Source organism: Streptomyces xanthii (genome assembly GCF_014621695.1).
Lineage (GTDB): Bacteria > Actinomycetota > Actinomycetes > Streptomycetales > Streptomycetaceae > Streptomyces > Streptomyces xanthii.
Map to the genome: position 1 here is coordinate 1,330,596 of NZ_CP061281.1, position 16,426 is coordinate 1,347,021.

General features: G+C 74.6%; 15 protein-coding genes. 7 read left to right on the top strand and 8 right to left on the bottom strand.

Translation table 11 applies throughout. The annotated features are described in order from the left end of the window. Positions 1 to 38: 38 nt before the first annotated feature. Complete coding sequence (locus IAG42_RS06150) at positions 39 to 902, top strand: helix-turn-helix domain-containing protein (RefSeq protein ID WP_188335999.1); 864 nt, start codon at positions 39 to 41, stop codon at positions 900 to 902. Positions 903 to 982: 80 nt separating this feature from the next. On the opposite strand, the gene IAG42_RS06155 is transcribed toward IAG42_RS06150, so the two are convergent. After that, positions 983 to 1,408 (bottom strand): OsmC family protein, encoded by a 426-nt coding sequence (locus tag IAG42_RS06155; protein WP_188336000.1) that lies wholly within the window; start codon positions 1,406 to 1,408, stop codon positions 983 to 985. A gap of 171 nt (positions 1,409 to 1,579) precedes the next feature. Between IAG42_RS06155 and IAG42_RS06160 the strand changes: the two genes are divergently transcribed. Continuing rightward, positions 1,580 to 2,251, top strand: a complete 672-nt coding sequence (locus IAG42_RS06160) for a FadR/GntR family transcriptional regulator (RefSeq protein ID WP_188336001.1) — start codon at positions 1,580 to 1,582, stop codon at positions 2,249 to 2,251. Between the two features lie 14 nt (positions 2,252 to 2,265). On the opposite strand, the gene IAG42_RS06165 is transcribed toward IAG42_RS06160, so the two are convergent. Further along, positions 2,266 to 2,934, bottom strand: coding sequence for a FadR/GntR family transcriptional regulator (locus IAG42_RS06165; protein ID WP_188336002.1), 669 nt, complete (start codon positions 2,932 to 2,934; stop codon positions 2,266 to 2,268). Between the two features lie 77 nt (positions 2,935 to 3,011). On the opposite strand from IAG42_RS06165, the gene IAG42_RS06170 reads away from it, so the two are divergent. Beyond that, positions 3,012 to 4,007: an ornithine cyclodeaminase family protein gene (locus tag IAG42_RS06170; protein WP_223205882.1), complete on the top strand. Its 996-nt coding sequence runs from the start codon at positions 3,012 to 3,014 to the stop codon at positions 4,005 to 4,007. A gap of 20 nt (positions 4,008 to 4,027) precedes the next feature. On the opposite strand, the gene IAG42_RS06175 is transcribed toward IAG42_RS06170, so the two are convergent. The 3 genes from IAG42_RS06175 to IAG42_RS06185 form a co-directional block, all read right to left on the bottom strand. Continuing rightward, complete coding sequence (locus IAG42_RS06175) at positions 4,028 to 5,458, bottom strand: amino acid permease (RefSeq protein WP_188336004.1); 1,431 nt, start codon at positions 5,456 to 5,458, stop codon at positions 4,028 to 4,030. Positions 5,459 to 5,545: 87 nt separating this feature from the next. Further along, positions 5,546 to 7,663, bottom strand: coding sequence for a phage holin family protein (locus IAG42_RS06180; protein ID WP_262928307.1), 2,118 nt, complete (start codon positions 7,661 to 7,663; stop codon positions 5,546 to 5,548). 102 nt (positions 7,664 to 7,765) lie between these two features. Continuing rightward, positions 7,766 to 8,194, bottom strand: coding sequence for a hypothetical protein (locus IAG42_RS06185; RefSeq protein ID WP_188336005.1), 429 nt, complete (start codon positions 8,192 to 8,194; stop codon positions 7,766 to 7,768). A gap of 81 nt (positions 8,195 to 8,275) precedes the next feature. On the opposite strand from IAG42_RS06185, the gene IAG42_RS06190 reads away from it, so the two are divergent. Both IAG42_RS06190 and IAG42_RS06195 read left to right on the top strand, forming a co-directional pair. Then, the gene (locus IAG42_RS06190) at positions 8,276 to 9,049 is read left to right on the top strand and encodes an MBL fold metallo-hydrolase (RefSeq protein ID WP_188336006.1); all 774 of its coding nucleotides are present in this window, start codon (positions 8,276 to 8,278) and stop codon (positions 9,047 to 9,049) included. Continuing rightward, positions 9,046 to 9,678, top strand: a complete 633-nt coding sequence (locus IAG42_RS06195; protein ID WP_188336007.1) for a DedA family protein — start codon at positions 9,046 to 9,048, stop codon at positions 9,676 to 9,678. The genes IAG42_RS06190 and IAG42_RS06195 overlap by 4 nt, the downstream gene beginning before the upstream one ends. Here the strand turns inward: IAG42_RS06195 and IAG42_RS06200 are convergent. The 3 genes from IAG42_RS06200 to IAG42_RS06210 all read right to left on the bottom strand — a co-directional run bounded on the left by IAG42_RS06200 (position 9,658) and on the right by IAG42_RS06210 (position 13,838). Then, entirely contained in the window at positions 9,658 to 10,719 is a 1,062-nt protein-coding gene (locus IAG42_RS06200; RefSeq protein ID WP_188336008.1) for an MBL fold metallo-hydrolase, read from the bottom strand. The genes IAG42_RS06195 and IAG42_RS06200 overlap by 21 nt on opposite strands. After that, complete coding sequence (locus IAG42_RS06205; RefSeq protein ID WP_188336009.1) at positions 10,716 to 11,993, bottom strand: aminotransferase class I/II-fold pyridoxal phosphate-dependent enzyme; 1,278 nt, start codon at positions 11,991 to 11,993, stop codon at positions 10,716 to 10,718. Before IAG42_RS06205 ends, IAG42_RS06200 begins: the two co-directional genes overlap by 4 nt. Before the next feature lie 222 nt (positions 11,994 to 12,215). After that, entirely contained in the window at positions 12,216 to 13,838 is a 1,623-nt protein-coding gene (locus tag IAG42_RS06210; protein ID WP_188336010.1) for an ABC-F family ATP-binding cassette domain-containing protein, read from the bottom strand. A gap of 145 nt (positions 13,839 to 13,983) precedes the next feature. On the opposite strand from IAG42_RS06210, the gene IAG42_RS06215 reads away from it, so the two are divergent. Both IAG42_RS06215 and IAG42_RS06220 read left to right on the top strand, forming a co-directional pair. After that, positions 13,984 to 15,468, top strand: coding sequence for a bifunctional phosphatase PAP2/diacylglycerol kinase family protein (locus IAG42_RS06215; protein ID WP_188336011.1), 1,485 nt, complete (start codon positions 13,984 to 13,986; stop codon positions 15,466 to 15,468). A gap of 133 nt (positions 15,469 to 15,601) precedes the next feature. After that, complete coding sequence (locus tag IAG42_RS06220) at positions 15,602 to 16,417, top strand: class I SAM-dependent methyltransferase (RefSeq protein ID WP_188336012.1); 816 nt, start codon at positions 15,602 to 15,604, stop codon at positions 16,415 to 16,417. Positions 16,418 to 16,426: the final 9 nt, after the last annotated feature.

Here is a 16,426-nt window from a genome sequence, read left to right on the forward strand (position 1 = left end):
CGCCGCTCGTCCTCGGCCGGCACGTGGGGAGACGTGACGTGAGTGAACGACGGCCCGCCCCCACCGTGGGTCAGGTCGTCCTCGGCAGACGCCTGCAGGACCTGCGCGAGGCCAGGGGCCTCAAGCGGGACGAGGCGGCCCGCGCGCTGCGCGTGACCGGGGCGACGATCCGCCGCATGGAGACCGCCGAGGTCGCCCTCAAGATCCCCTACGTGCAGATGCTGCTCGAGCTGTACGAGGTTCCCGAGCCGGAGATCGAGGCGTTCGTCGCGCTGGCCGAGGAGGCGAACCTGCCCGGCTGGTGGCAGCGCTTCCACGACGTGCTGCCCGACTGGTTCAGCCTGTACGTGAGCCTGGAGGGCGCGGCCGAGCTGATCCGCTCCTACGAACCGCACTTCGTGCCGGGCCTGTTGCAGACCGAGGAGTACGCGCGGGCGGTGTTCGACGCCGGGACGGTGGGGCGCTCGCGGCCCGCGGAGATCGAGCGGCACGTGTCGCTGCGCATGGCGCGCCAGTCGCTGCTCACCCGCGAGGACGCCCCGCACCTGTGGGCGGTCATGGACGAGACGGTGCTGCTGCGGCCGCCGGGCGGCCCCGGGGTGCTGCGCGGGCAGCTGGACCGGCTGATCGAGGCGGCGGCTCTGCCGCACGTGACGCTGCAGCTCGCGGAGTTCTCGGCGGGCCCGCACCCGGGCACGTACGGGCCGTTCAGCCTGTTCCGCTTCCCGGTGCGGGAGCTGCCGGACATGGTGTTCAGCGAGTACGTGACCGGCGCCCTGTACCTGGACTCGCGCGACGAGGTCAGCGCGCACCTGGAGGTCCTGGACCATCTGGCGGCCCAGGCGGCGAGCGCGGAGCGGACGCTGGAGCTCCTGCGCAAGTTCCGCGCCTCGCTCGGCTGAGGCGCCTCGCTCGGCTGACGCTCTTCGTGCGGCACGGGGCCGACCTGCGCCGCGGCGGGCCGCGGCGCAGGTGCCGGGGGTCAGGCCAGCTTGGCCGTCAGGGTGATCGTCGTGCCGGTGAGCGCCTGGCTGACCGGGCAGTTCTTCTTGGCGTCCTCGGCAGCGGCCTGGAACGCCTGCTCGTCGAGGCCCGGCACCTCGCCCTCGACGGTGAGGTGGATGCCGGTGATGCCCTCGCCGGGCTGGAACGTCACGTCGGCCGAGGTGACCAGCTTGGTGGGCGGGTTGCCGGCGCCGGCCAGGCCGTGCGAGAGGGCCATGGAGAAGCAGGACGAGTGCGCGGCGGCGATCAGCTCCTCGGGGCTGGTCTTCCCGTTCGCCTGCTCGGCGCGGGAGGGCCAGGACACCGGCTGCTGGCCGATGCCGGAGGAGTCGAAGGTGACGGTGCCGCTGCCCTCGAGCAGGTTGCCTTCCCACACGGTGTGGGCGGAGCGCGTGGTAGCCACGATGGGTCCTTCCCTTTCCTGGAGTTGTCGCCGGAGGTTGTTCCGGGAGGCGTGCGCTCCCCATCCGACCACATCCCGCGGCCTCGTACCCGTCATCGCCTCGGACGTCACCTGCCGCGTCACGTAAGGTGCGGTGGTCGCCGATCATCCGACTGTCGTGAAGAGGCACCGATGGAAGCTGTGGGACGTGTGTCGATCGTCGACGCCGTGATCCGGGAGCTGAAGGCGGAGATCGCCCGGGGCACGTGGCAGGTCGGCGAGAAGATCCCGTCCGAGGGACGGCTCGCGGACACCCTCGGGGTCAGCCGGCTGTCGATCCGGGAGGCCGTCCGGGTCCTGGTGCACATGGGGCTGCTGGCCACCCGGCAGGGCGCCGGCACCTTCGTCACCGCGTCCGACGCGGACCACACGCTGCTGCGCCGCCATCTCGCGGGTTCGGCCGAGACCGACATCCTGGACGTGCGCCGGGGCCTGGACATCGTGGCCGCCCGGCTCGCGGCCGTCGCCCGGACCGCGGCGGACGTGGACGCGCTGCGCGAGGCCCTGGGGCGCCGGGCCGCGGCGCGGGAGGCCGCCGACGTCGACGCGTTCACCGACGCCGACGTCGACTTCCACGTACGGATCGCCGAGGCCTCGCACAATCCGCTGCTGCGCGACCTGTACCGGAACATGAGCGAGGCGCTGCGCGCGACGGTCCGGTCGAGCCAGTGCATCGACGCCGGTGAAGAGCCCTTCCACGACGAGCTGTTCGCCGCCGTGGACACGGGGGACGCGGGCGCGGCCACCGCCGCCGCCCTGGCGATCCTGGAAGGCTGGCCGCCGCCCCCGTCCGCGGCGGCCTGACCCCCCTCGGCGGCTCAGGCGCCGGGTACGGACCCGAGGATCGTCAGCACGGCGTCCGTGGCGGCGAGCGGGTCACCGGCCGCGATCGCGGCGGCCAGTGCCTCGTGCCGGTCCTCCGCGCCCTCGGCGGCGTCCTTCAGGCAGCGGTTCTCGCGGACGCTGTCGGCGAGCGCCTCGGTGAAGGTCGCGTACAGCTCGTACAGGAGCTCGTTGTGGGCGGCGCGGGCCACCCCGAGATGGAAGTCCACGTCGGCGGCGACGAACGCCTCCTCGTCGGGCGTCTCCCCCGCCGCGGCCCGGCACCGGGCCAGCGCGTCGCGCAGCGCGGCGAGGTCCGCGTCGGTGCGGCGCGTCGCCGCGAGTCCCGCGGCGACGAGGTCGAGGCCGCCGCGCACCTCCCGGGCGTCGCCCCGGGGCGCCTCGGCCAACCGGCGCCGGATCGCCACCTCGGTCGCGTCGCGGGCCGCGACGTAGGTGCCGTCGCCCTGCCGCGCGGCGAGCAGCCCCACCTCGACCAGGCCGTGCACGGCGGACCGCACCGAGACCCGGCTGACCTCGAGCGTCGCGGCGAGTTCGTGCTCCGAGGGGATGCGGGTGCCGACCGGCCACGCACCGCTGGTGATGCGGTCCCTGATCCGGCTCGTGACCGCCTCGACCAGAGTGGCCCGCTCGATCTTCTTCACTCCCACCCCTTCAAAAAGTCATCAGATGACTGCTAACCATGTCACTGTCGTCGAACCGTACGTTGCAAGGAGCGCAAGTGAACCGCAAGCCGCTGCTCGTCCTCGACCGCGCCCAGGTCGCCGGCCTGCTCGACATGGCGCAGGTGATCGCCGCCGTGGAGCAGGCCCACACGGCGCTGTCCACCGGCGCGGCCCGGCAGCCCGAGCGGGAGGCGCTCTCGCTGCCCGGCGACGCGAGCCTGCTGATACCGATGGCGGCCGCGGTCGATCCGCTGGGCGGCGCCGGCGTGAAGCTCCTGACGGACACCCCGGGCAACGCGGAGCGGGGCCTTCCGGTGCAGCAGTCGATCATCACGCTGATCGACCCCGAGACGGGCCGGTACGAGGCGCTGCTGTTCGGCGCGCCGGTCACCCAGGTCCGCACGGCCGCGGCGTCCGCGGTCGCCACGAAGCACCTGGCGCGGCCCGGGGCGCGCACGCTCGGTCTGATCGGCGCGGGCGCGCAGGCGCGGACGCATCTGGCCGCGCACGCGCTGGTCTGCGACCTCGACGAGGTGGTGGTGTGGAGCCGCTCGCGGGCCACGGTCGACGCGTTCGCGGCGCACGCCCGCGAGGCCGGGTTCGCGGTCAAGGTCGCCGACGGGCCGGAGCAGGTGGCCCGCGAGGCGGACGTGCTGTGCACCCTGACGCCCTCGCGCGAGCCGCTCGTGCGCGGCGCATGGTTCCGGCCCGGGCTGCACGTCAACGCGGTGGGCGCGCCGCCGCGCCCCGACCACCGGGAGATCGACACCACCGGCATCGTGCGCAGCCGCGTGATCGTGGACAGTTTCCCGGTCGCGTGCGGCGAGTCGGGCGAGGTGCTGATCCCGCTGGCCGAGGGCGCGATCACCGAGGACCACTTCCGCACCGAACTGGGCGACGTGATCACGGGCCGCGCCGTGGGGCGCTCCGCGGAGGACGAGGTGACCCTCTACAACTCCGTGGGGCTCGGCATCCAGGACGTCGCCGCCGCCCGCCTGGTCGTCGACGCGGCCCGCCGCCAGGGCATCGGCACGCTGGTCGACCTGTCCTGACGGGGGCCGGCGCCCCGAGGTCAGGCCCGGGGCGCCGGAGTCCCGGCGGCGCGCTTCTTGCGGGCGGCCATGCACGCGTACACGAGGACGCCCGCGAAGAGGAACAGCACGCCCTGGTAGACGGCCGCGTATCCGGCTCCGCCGACCAGCCACATCGAGAAGCCGAACGCGGCGAAGGCGAGCACCATGTCGCGGACCAGGCGGGCCGGCCGGACGCGGTCGCGGCGGCCGGAGAGCAGGAAGTAGATCTGCGCGGCGGTCGCGAGGAGGTAGGGCACCGTGGCCGTGAAGGTCGTGACCAGCACGAGCGTCTCGAAGACCCCGGCGGAACCGAACGTGTAGTTGTAGACGGTCAGCAGGGAGGCCAGGGCCACCGCGACGACGACGCCGAAGGTCGGGATGCCGCGGCTGCGCCGGGTGAACGCGGCGGGGAACAGCCCGTCCTTCGCGGCCGCGTACGGGGTCTGGGCGCTGAGCAGCGTCCAGCCGTTCAGCGCGCCGACGATGGAGACGATCGCGGCGATCGCGACGGCGGTGCCGCCCCAGGTGCCGCCGAACATCGCGTTGACGGCGTCGGAGAGCGGCGCGTCGGAGTCGACGAGCTTGCCGTGCGCGACGGTGCCGAACACGGCGACGGTGCACAGCAGGTAGAGCAGCGCGGCGAGCGTGGTGCCGAGGACGGTGGCGCGGCCGACGTTGCGCTGCGGGTCGCGGACCTCGCCGGCGCTGACGGACGCGGACTCGACACCGATGTAGCTGAACAGCAGGATCGCGGCGGACGCGGAGACGGCGCCGAGCGCGGAGTCGCCACTGGCCTGGAACGGGCCGAGGTTGTCGGCGTCGAAGAAGAACAGGCCGCCGATCGCGACGAGCAGCAGCGGCGCGAACTTCAGGATCGTGGAGACGAGCTGGACCGCGCCGAACCAGCGGGTGCCGGCGAGGTTCGACAGGGCGGGCAGCCACTGGCAGGCGAGAGCCGCGACGATCGTCCACAGGGTGGAGCCGTTCAGCGGGAACAGCACGTCGAGGTAGCCGACGGCGGCGACGGCGAGCGCCGCGTTCGACACCCAGGCGGTGATCCAGTAGCTCCACGCCGCGAGGAACCCGGCGAAGTCGCCGAAGGCCTCACGGGCGTAGACATAGGGACCGCCGGTCTTCGGGTGCCGGTGCGCGAGCCGCCCGAAGACGAGGGCGAGCGCGATGGCGCCGACGGTGAGGACACCGAAGGCGAGCAGGCTGATCGTGCCGTACGGGGCCACGGAGGCGGGGAGCAGGAAGATGCCGCCGCCGATGATGTTGCCCATGACCAGGGCCGTGGCGATCGGCAGTCCGAACCTGCGGGTGTGCCGGCTCTCGCCTCGCGCGTTCTGCGTGTCACCGGACGGGGGCTGAGGGGCCTCCCCCTGGTCGAGCTTCGCCGAGACCTGGAGTGAGGTTCCGGTGTCGTGCATGTGGGGGGTGCCTCTCGGTCGTGCTGGGGCGCCGCGGGATCGCCGGGCGAGGACCCATGGTCCGGCGGGCGGGCACCGGCCGCCAAATCAGGCGGATTCCTCCCGTTGCCCGGGGGGAGCGACCGTAAAAGATGCGATTCCGGCACCGCCCGCCGGGGATTTCTCCACCGGCACCTGCGGGCCGCTGCCCTCGCGCAGCCAGCGGCGCAGCACGTGGTGGACCTGCTCGGCGCCGACGAGTTCGGTGCCGTCGGCGACCGGCGGGGACAGGTCCGGCGGCGAGAGCAGGAAGGGCCGGCCCTGGGCGCCGCCGAGCCCGCCGTGCGAGCCGATCTGCTCCTCGAAGGCGAGCACCTCGCCGTCCACCGGGTCGTGGAAGGAGTTGACCATGATGTCGGCGGTGTGCGGGAACGCGTGGGTGCGGCGGACGGTGTCGGCGGCGCCGGGGCCGAAGTCGGCGAGCGGCCCCTTCCCGTCGACGAGATCGTCGACCGGCACCTCGGCGCCGCGCGCGCCGAGGACGACGCCGCCGTGCTCGGCGCTGCGCACGAGCAGGAAGCCGATGCCCGGGTGGTGGGCGAGGGTGGTGAGGAGCGCCGGGTGGCGGCGGTCGATCTCCTCCTTCGTCATGCGGTGCGGCACGTCGGGGAACGAGACCAGGCCGAGATTGCCGGAGGCGAGGACAACGGGCTCGCTGCGCCGTCCCCGGACGACGGGCGGTTCGGTGCGCTCGACGGGCCGGTGCAGGGCGGCGCGCACGGCGGACCTGGCCTCGGCCCCGCTGCGGGTGCGCCGCACCTTGCGCGGCACGGGCAGCCCGCAGCCGGCCCGCACCAGGTCCTGGAGGGTGAGTCCGTAGCGGGAGCGGAAGGTCTCGCCGGGGCTCTGGCCGTGGTCGGACAGGACGACGATGCGGTACGGGCGCGGCGCGTGCTCGGCGACCTTCGCGATCAGGGCGAGCGAGCGGTCGAGCCGTTCGAGGACCTTCTCGGCGTCGCGGCCGAACGGGCCGGAGTGGTGGGCGACCTCGTCGTAGGCGACGAGGTCGGCGTAGACGGCGCTGCGGCCGGCGAGGAGGTCGCCGATGACGGCCGCGACGACGACGTCGCGTTCGACGACGGTGGCGAAGGCGCGGATGAAGGGGTAGAGCCCGCCGCGGCCGACGCGCGGGCGCTCTCCGCGGACGCGGGCCCGGGTGGACTGGCCGATCTCCCGGCCGACCTCGGCGCAGAAGGACAGGGCGGTGCGCACCGCGTTGGCCGGGTCGGAGAAGTAGGCGAAGTAGCCGGCGCGGGAACGGTTCTCCTTGCCGCGGCGCGCGGCGACGGACAGGACGAGGGCGACCTGCTCGGCGCCGCCGCTGAAGAGGTTGCCGCGGCTGGCGCCGTCGAGGGTGAGCAGTCCGCCGTCGCCGGTGTGCTCGACGGCGCGGCGCTGCAGCTCGGTGGCGCTGGTCGGGCGGTTGGACACCTGGATCTCGCCGGTGTCCTTCTCGTACCAGCGGAAGGCGGGCACGTCCCAGGTGGAGCCGTGCAGGATGCCGAGCTGGCTGGCGCCGGTCTGGCTGGACCAGTCGGTGCGCCAGGGGGTGAGCCGGTGGCCGCCCTCGCGCAGCCAGGCGCCGACGGTGGGCATCAGGTCCTGGTCCGCGGCCCGCCTCAGGAGGTCGTGGCCGACGCCGTCGAGCTGGAGGAAGACGGTGCCGGGGGTGGGCGGGCAGCCGGCGTCGGGTCCGGCCCTGCGGCGCCGGCGGGCGGCGAGCCGGTACAGGCGGCGCCGGTAGGCGTCGTCGTCGCGGACGGCGAGGGCACCGCCGGTCGCCGACGCGACGGCGGACATCACGGCGGCCACGACGACGGCGGTCTCCGCGTTGATCTCGCCCCGGCCGTCGGGCACCAGATGGAGGGCGACGAGCAGCACGCCGCCGTTGAGGAAGAAGACGACGAGGCCGAGGACGAGCGCCGGGACGAGGAGCAGGGCGCGGACCAGGATCGGCCAGACCAGGGCGGACAGGACGGCGAAGGCTCCGGCGCCGGACGCGGCGGTCATCGCGACCCGCGTCATGCTGTCGCCGCTCGCGGACTGCAGCTGGAAGTCGGGCAGCAGCCCGGCGAGGACCATCATCGTCAGGGTGCTCGCGGCCCACACCGTCAGGGAGCGCCACACCGTGCTCGCCGCCCGCCGCCACCACCGGCCCGATGCCACTTCTCCGGCTCCCCTCGCCCGATCCGCCCCGTTCGTCCTGTCGTCGGCCAGGTTTTCACACGGCCGGGCCCGATCGGTCCGGCCGCACCGGCGTGGCCGGATTCAGCAGCCGTCGTACCCGGCGGTGGGCATCGACAGGCGGCGGTGGACGCGGGCCTTCATCTCCGTGTCGTACGCGGGCTCGGCCAGGCCCGCCGTCTCCATCCGCACCCCGCGCCGCGCACATTCCTTGGTGAACGCCTCGGGCGAGCGGAGGGCCGCGTTCAGCACGCGGTCGCAGGGGACGACGAACAGGTCGACCAGTCCCGCGTCCACGTCGTCCCAGAGCACCTCGTGGTCGGGGCGCAGTCCGTGCACGAGCAGTTCACGCGTGACGACGTAGCCGCGCTCGGCGGCCCAGCGGGCGCACATGGCGTGCTGGCTGCGGGAGTCGACGAGGAACGGGTCCGCGTCCAGCTCCTCCAGCGGTGTCAGGCTGGCGATCGACGCGACCCGCAGCGGGCCTGGTCCCGAACCGTCCGGTGCGCCCATGGTGTCCCCCTCACCTCGTCTTTCGGGCTCGACCCTACTCCTGCACGTAGGCTCGGGGCAGTCGCACGGAGGAGGCAACGGGTGCCGGTGGAGATCACCTGGTGGGGTCATGCCACGTGCACGGTCGAGGACACGGGGACCCGGGTGCTCACCGATCCGCTGTTCACGCGGCGCCTCGCGCATCTGCGGCGGCGGCGCGGCGCGCCCCCGCCGCCGAGCGCCGCCCGTGCCGACGTCGTGCTCGTCTCGCATCTGCACGCCGATCATCTGCACGTGCCGTCGCTCGCGCGGCTCGCGCCCGGCACACAGGTGCTCGTGCCGCGCGGCGCGCGCCGTTCCGTGCCGGGGCTGCGCCGGCTGGACGCGCTGCGGATCACGGAGGTCGAGCCCGGTGACGTGGTGAAGGCGGGCGGTGTGTCGGTGCGGGCCGTGCCCGCCGAGCACGACGGGCGGCGGCTCCCGGTGGGCCCGCACCGCTCCCCCGCGCTCGGCTACGTGGTGACGGGCGAGGCCCGGACCTACTTCGCGGGCGACACGGGCCTGTTCGACGGCATGGCGGAGGCGGTGGGCGCCGTGGACGTGGCGCTGCTTCCGGTCGGCGGCTGGGGTCCCTACCTCGGCCCGCACCATCTGGATCCGGCGCGGGCCGCCGAGGCTTTGGTCCGGATCGGGCCGCGCAGCGCGGTGCCGGTGCACTACGGGACGTACTGGCCGATCGGGATGGACGCGGTACGGCCGCACGAGTTCCACGCGCCGGGCGACGAGTTCGTGCGGCAGGCGGCGCTGGCGGCGCCGGAGGTGGCGGTGCACCGGCTGGGGCACGGCGAGAGCGTGCGTCCGGAGGTGGCCCGTTGATCCTCGCCACCGCCACGCAGGTGGCGCCGGAGTCCACTCAACAGGCCGTCGGCTACCCGTCCTTGTTCCTGCTCGTGTTCATCGGGGCGCTCGTCCCGGTGGTGCCGACGGGCGCGCTGGTGAGTTCGGCCGCGGTCGTGGCGTTCCATCAGACGGCGCCGCTGTCGCTGCTGTTCGTGTTCCTCGTCGCCTCCTTCGCGGCGTTCCTCGGCGACGTCGTCCTGTACTGGCTGGGGCGGCGCGGCATGAGGTCGCGGGGCGGGTCGCGGTGGCTGGAGGCGATCCGGTCGCGGGCGCCGGAGGAGCGGCTGACGCAGGCCCAGGACAAGCTGGCCGACCACGGGGTGCTCGTCCTGGTGCTGTCGCGGCTCGTGCCGGCCGGACGGATCCCGGTGATGCTGGCGTGCCTGCTGGCCGGCATGCCGCTGCGGCGGTTCGCCCGCGGCGACGTCCCGGCCTGTCTGGCCTGGGCGGCGACGTACCAGGTGATCGGGATCCTCGGCGGCTCCCTGTTCCCGGAGCCGTGGCAGGGCGTGGTCGCGGCGGTGGCGCTCACCCTGGTGATCAGCGTGGCTCCCGGTCTGTGGCGGCGGCTGCGGGGCCGGGAGTCAGGTGGTCAGCACGCGTGAGCCGCCCACCGGCAGGTCCCACAGCGCGGTGCGGGACAGGCCGGCGCGCTCCCAGGCGGCCCGCAGCCGGGTGAGCGGCTCCAGCACCGGCTCGGCCGACAGCAGGAACGTGGCCCAGTGCATGGGCGCCATCCGGCGGGCGCCGACGTCCTGCGCGGCGCGCACCGCGTCCTCGGGGTCGCAGTGCACGTCCCGCAGCCACCAGCGCGGGTCGTAGGCGCCGATGGGGAGCAGGGCGAGGTCGATGTCCGGGTGGCGGCGGCCGATCTCCCGGAACCAGTGGCCGTAGCCGGTGTCGCCCGCGAAGTAGATCCGCCGCCCGTCGCGGTCGGTGAGGACCCAGCCGCCCCACAGGGTGCGGCAGGTGTCGGTGAGGCTGCGCTTGGACCAGTGGTGGGCCGGGACGAAGTCGAAGCGGACGCCCTTCAGCTCGGCGGCCTCCCACCAGTCGAGCTCCGTGACGTGGGTGAAGCCCCGCCGGGTGAACCAGCGGGCCAGACCGGCCGGGACCAGGACCGGGGTGTCGCGCGGCAGGCGCTTGAGGGTGGGCCAGTCGAGGTGGTCGTAGTGGTTGTGGCTGATGACGACGGCGTCGACCGGCGGCAGCGCGCTCCAGGCGATGCCGGGCGGGGTGACCCGGGCCGGGGTGCCGAGGATCTTGCGGGACCAGACGGGGTCGGTGAGCACGGTCAGGCCGCCGACCCGGATGATCCAGCTGGCGTGGCCGACCCAGGTGACGGCCGCGGTGCGGGCGTCGACGTCGGGCAGCGGACCCGGCGCGAACGGCAGGTTCGGGATGTCGGCCAGGCCCTCGGCGGAGGGCCGCACCCGGCCCTCGCGGGCGAACCGGGCGAAGCCGCGCAGGCCCGGCAGTGGCGCGGTGAGCCGGTGCGCGAAGGACTTGGGCCAGCGGCGCGGGATCCGCAGGGCGTCCGCTCCCCCGCCGAGCGGCCGCGGCTCGGCGAGGGGCGGCCGGACCGCCGTGGCATCGGCCCGCGGAGCGGGCTCCTCCGTCATCGGCGCTTCGGAGGCTTGCGTCATCGCCGGTACTCCCATCCCTCGCCTGCCGGTCCGCCGCCCGCGGGGCCCGCCGGGCCCGGCTCGCCGCGGATGTCGCCGAGCGTCGACCCGACCATGCTCAACGCCCTTTCCACATGCGGCAATTCCAGGGGCTCCGGTGAGGTGAGAGACGCGGCCCGCTCCTCGGGGGTTGATCCGACCAGCGGCCCCGTGGAGAGGCGCACCCGCAGCGCGGCCGGGGTGTCGCCGAAGCGGTGGCCGCCGGGGGCGGGCATGCCGAGCCGGCCGGTGAGGTGGTCCTCCAGTTCCTGGGCGTCCGTGACGCCGCGGGCGGCCAGGTGGGGGCGCAGCGGTTCCAGGTCGGCGTAGAGGTGCCGGCCCGCGCGCGGCGGCCGGGCCAGCGCTCCGGCGGCGAGGACGGCCTCGTGCAGGGCGCCGGCGAGCCGGGCGTGCAGGGCGACGGCGGCGACGCGGCGGGCGGTGACCGCGTCGGGTTCGCCCAGGACGTGTCCCGCGGCGGCCGCGGCGGGGGCGGCGAGGAGGGCGCCCGTCGCGGTGAGGATGTCGCGGACCCGGTCGGCGAGCCGGGCGCCCGCGGCGGTGGCGGGGAAGCGGGCGCAGGCCGCGGGGAGCGAGGGCGGCAGGAAGGCGCCGGTCAGATCGGTGAGCACGGTGACGGCGTCCGGGTACATCTCGGCGGGCCCGAACAGGACGGTGTCGGCGCCCGGGTGCACGGTGTCCCGCCACGTCTCGTCGCTCACCACGTGCAGGCCCTCGCCCACGGCGGCCTCCACCGCCTCGTGCAGCACCTCGGGGGGCGCCACGGTCGCGGTCGGGTCGTCGGGGACGGCCAGGACGAGCAGGCGCGGGTCCCCGCCCTCGGCCCGCACCCGGCGCACCGTCTCCAGCAGGGCGTACGGGTCCGGGACGCCGCCGCACTCGGCGGGCGTCGGCACGTGGAAGGCGTCCCGGCCCAGCAGCCGGGCCTGCGGCACCCACCAGGCCGGGCAGGGGCGGGGCACCAGGACGTCGCCGCCGAGCGCGGCGGTGACGGCGAGCAGGAGCGGGGCCCCTCCGGGGGCGGCGGCCACCTGGGTGCGTTCGGTGGGCAGGCCCCGGCGCAGCCAGTAGCCTCCGGCGGCTTCCAGGAGGGGTGGGGGGCCGCCGGGGGGTTCGGGGGTCGCGCGTCCGGCCGCCGCGGCGACGATCGCGCTCAGTTCCGGCAGTACGGGGAGTCCTGGCTCGGGCAGCACGGGCCCGTACCGCACCGGTCCCCGGTCCTCCGCACGCGCCATCGGGCCTCCTGGGTCTCGCCTGCCCCCAGGGTGGCATCCGGGCGGGATCCCGGCGCGCCGTGACTCCGCCGGACGGCTGGCAATCACCGGCCGGTGGGGGCTGGTCACGCAGTTCCCCGCGGAAATGCGGCGCGAAGCGCCACGCATTTCAGGGGCGCGGGGAACTGCGCGACCAGCCCCCACCGGGCCGCACCCGGCGACGAAACCGGCGGAGCCAGGGCGCTAGCGGGCCCGCTCGACCCTCCGCTCGTCCCACACGGGCTCCGCCGTCTCGCGGACCTTGCCGTCGGAGCCGAAGACGAGGAAACGGTCGAAGGACTTGGCGAACCACCGGTCGTGGGTCACGGCCAGCACCGTCCCCTCGAACGCCTCCAGCCCCTCCTGGAGCGCCTCGGCCGACTCCAGGTCGAGGTTGTCCGTCGGCTCGTCCAGGAGGAGAGCCGTCGCCCCGGCCAGTTCGAGGAGCAGGATCTGGAAGCGGGCCTGCTGCCCGCCCGAGAGCCGCTCGAACTTCTGCTCGGCCTGCGCGGTGAGCTCGTAGCGCCGCAGCAGGCTCATGGCCGCGCCGCGGTCCTTGGCGTGGTCCCGCCACAGGATGTCGAGCAGGGGCCGGCCCTGCAGCTCGGGGTGCGCGTGGGTCTGGGCGAAGTGCCCGGGCTCGACGCGGGCGCCGAGCTTCCAGGCCCCGGTGTGCGCCACGGACGCGTCACCGGCGAGCAGCCGCAGGAAGTGCGACTTGCCCGAGCCGTTGGACCCGAGGACGGCGACGCGCTCGCCGTAGAAGACCTCCAGGTCGAAGGGCTTCATGAGGCCGGTCAGCTCCAGGCCCTGGCAGGTGACGGCGCGCACGCCGGTGCGGCCGCCCTTGAGCCGCATGGTGATGTCCTGGTCGCGCGGCGGCTCGGGCGGCGGCCCGGCCTCCTCGAACTTGCGCAGCCGCGTCTGGGCGGCCGCGTACCGGGACGCCATCTCGTGGGAGACGGCGGCGGCCTGCCGCAGGTTGATCACGAGCTTCTTGAGCTGGGCGTGCTTCTCGTCCCAGCGGCGGCGCAGTTCCTCGAAGCGGGCGAAGCGCTCGCGCCGGGCCTCGTGGTACGTGGCGAAGCCGCCGCCGTGCACCCAGGCGTCGGCCCCGCCGGGCCCGGGCTCGACGCTGACGATCTTCTCGGCGGAGCGGGCGAGCAGCTCGCGGTCGTGGGAGACGAACAGGACCGTCTTGCGGGTCTCGCGCAGCTTCTCCTCGAGCCAGCGCTTGCCGGGCACGTCCAGGTAGTTGTCCGGCTCGTCGAGGAGCAGGACCTCGTCGGTGCCGCGCAGCAGCGCTTCGAGGACGAGCCGCTTCTGCTCGCCGCCGGACAGGGTGCGGACCTCGCGGAACTGGGCCTTGTCGTAGGGCATGCCGAGCGCGGCGGTGGTGCACATGTCCCAGAGCGTCTCGGCCTCGTAGCCGTGGGCCTCGGCCCAGTCGGAGAGGGCCTGCGCGTACGCCATCTGCGCGGCCTCGTCGTCGACGGTCATGATCGCGTGCTCGGCCTTGTCGACGGCGCGGGCGGCCTCGCGGATGCGCGGTCCGGAGACGGAGACGAGCAGGTCGCGCACGGTCGTCTCGTCGCGCACCGAGCCGACGAACTGGGGCATCACGCCGAGCCCGCCGCTGATGGTGACGCCGCCGCCGTGCGGCTGCAGCTCGCCGGAGATCAGCTTGAGCAGTGTCGTCTTGCCCGCCCCGTTCGGCCCGACGAGGGCGACGACGGCGCCCTCTCCGACGCGGAACGACACATCACCGAGCAGCGCCCTCCCGTCCGGCAGGTAGTACTCGAGATGCGCGGCTTCCAGATGTCCCATGGTTCCGCATTCTGTGCGGCCGGGCGTGTCGCGGGCAAATGGCTTTCGGTCCTGGCCCGCGCCGTCCCGGTGGTCCCGGGATTCCGGGTGACGTGCTCGCGGGCTGCGCGGGTAGAGGTCCCGCATGCGATCCCTGCGTGCATTCATGTCCACGGGCACGGGCGGACCCGGCACCGGCCGGTCTCCGCGCGGCCGACTCGCCGCCCTCGACCTGCGTCTCTTCGAGTTCGCCGCCGGAGCCCACTGGCCCGGCGCGGAGCGGATCCTGCCGCGGCTGAGCCGGGCCGCGAACCACGGCGCGCTGTGGTTCGCGGCGGGCGGCGCCCTCGCGGCGACCGGTTCGCCCCGGGCCCGGCGCGCGGCGGTGCGCGGCGTGGCCTCGCTCGCGCTGGCCTCCGCGACGATCAACACGCTCGGCAAGCGGTCGGTGCGCCGGCCGCGTCCCGCGCTGGACGCGGTGCCGCTCGTACGGCAGCTGCACCGCCAGCCGTTCACTACCTCGTTCCCCTCGGGGCACTCGGCGTCGGCCGCGGCGTTCGCGACGGGTGTGGCGCTGGAGTCGCGCGGCTGGGGCGCGGTGCTCGCGCCGGTGGCGTTCTCGGTGGCGGCGTCCCGGGTCTACACGGGCGCGCACTTTCCCGGGGACGTCGTCGCGGGCGCGGCGCTCGGCGTGGGCGCCGCGTACGCGCTGCGCGGTCTGGTGCCGACCCGCGACCAGCTGCCGTCGCCCGGCAAGCCGGTCGTCGACGGGGTGCCGGCACTGCCGGGCGGCGAGGGTCTCGTGATGGTGGTGAACAGCCAGGCGGGGAGCCCCGAGCGGGTCCGGGCGCTGGAGGACGCGCTGCCCCGCGCCGAGTTCGTGCACTGCACGGGCGCGGAGCTCGCCGCGGAGCTGGAGAAGGCGGCGCCGCGGGCCCGCGCGCTCGGTGTCTCGGGCGGCGACGGCTCGGTGAACACGGCGGCCGGGGTCGCGGTCCGGCACGGGCTGCCGCTGGTGGTCCTGCCCGGCGGCACCCTCAACCACTTCGCGTACGACCTGGGCATCGAGGACGCCGGGGACCTGGTGCGGGCGGTCGAGCGGGGCCAGGCGGTGGCCGTGGACGTGGGCCGGTTCCGCTCGGGCGACACGTCCGGAATCTTCCTCAACACGCTGAGCCTGGGCGCGTATCCGGAGCTGGTGCGTGAGCGCGAGCGCTGGTCCGGGCGGGTCGGCGGTCCGCTCGCCGACGTCGTGGCGGCGGTGCACGTGCTGCGCCGGGACCATCCGCTGGAGGTGCTCGCCAAGGGCCGGAGGCGTCCGCTGTGGCTGCTGTTCGCGGGCAACTGCACGTACCGGCGCATGGGGTTGACGACGGGCCGGCGCACGGATCTCGCCGACGGGCTGCTCGACGTCCGCACGGTGGACGGCGGCCGGCTGCCGGGTCTGCGCCTGCTCGCAGCGGCCCTCGCGGGCCCGCTGTCCCGCTCTCCGTTCCACGCCGCGACCCGGCTCACCGAGCTCCGCGTCGACGGCGTGACTCCCGGCACCCCTCTGGCCTACGACGGCGAAGTGACGGTGTGCCACGGCGAGTTGACGGTGCACAAGGAACACGAGGGGCTGCGCGTGTACTGCCCGCCGACCGGTCTCTGACGTCCACACGCCTCGCACCGGTGTCCATATATCAAGACGGGTATCTCATCATGCGGCCGTTCAGGCGTACGGTGATCACACACCCCGGGGCGTCCGCTCCGGGCGAGCCGTCGTTCCGTGAAAGGACCGGGCCATGCCGCAGGAGACCGCCGTGTACACCCACGGCCACCACGAGTCCGTGCTGCGTTCGCACACCTGGCGCACCGCCGCCAACTCCGCGGCGTACCTGCTCGGTTCGCTGAAGCCGCACATGAAGGTCCTGGACATCGGCTGCGGGCCCGGCACCATCACCGCGGACCTGGCCGCGCTGGTCCCGGACGGACATGTCACGGGCGCCGACCACGCCGAGGGCATCCTGGACACGGCCCGCGCCACTGCGGCCGAACGGGGCCTGACGAACGTCGACTTCACCACCGCCGACGTGCACGCGCTGGACTGGCCGGACGACACGTTCTGCGTCGTGCACGCGCACCAGGTGCTGCAGCACGTCGGCGACCCGGTGCAGGCCCTGCGCGAGATGCGGCGCGTCACGAAGCCCGGCGGCATCGTCGCCGTACGGGAGTCGGACTACGCGGCGATGACCTGGTACCCGCAGTCGCCGGGCATGACGGCCTGGCAGGACCTGTACCAGCGGGTCGCGCGGGCCAACGGCGGCGAGCCGGACGCGGGGCGGCGCCTGAGGTCATGGGCCCTGGAGGCCGGCTACGCCGCGGCGGACGTCACGTCGTCGGCGAGCGTGTGGTGCTACGCGGCGCCGGACGAGATCGACTGGTGGAGCGGCCTGTGGGCGGACCGCACGCTGGCCTCCGCGTACGCGGACCGCGCGATCGAGGGCGGCCACGCGACGCGCGAGGAGCTGGCCGCGGTGTCCGAGGCGTGGCGGGTCTGGGGCACGCGGGAGGACGCGTGGTTCATGGTGCCGCACGGGGAGATCCTGTGCCGCAAGTAGGCAGGCGCT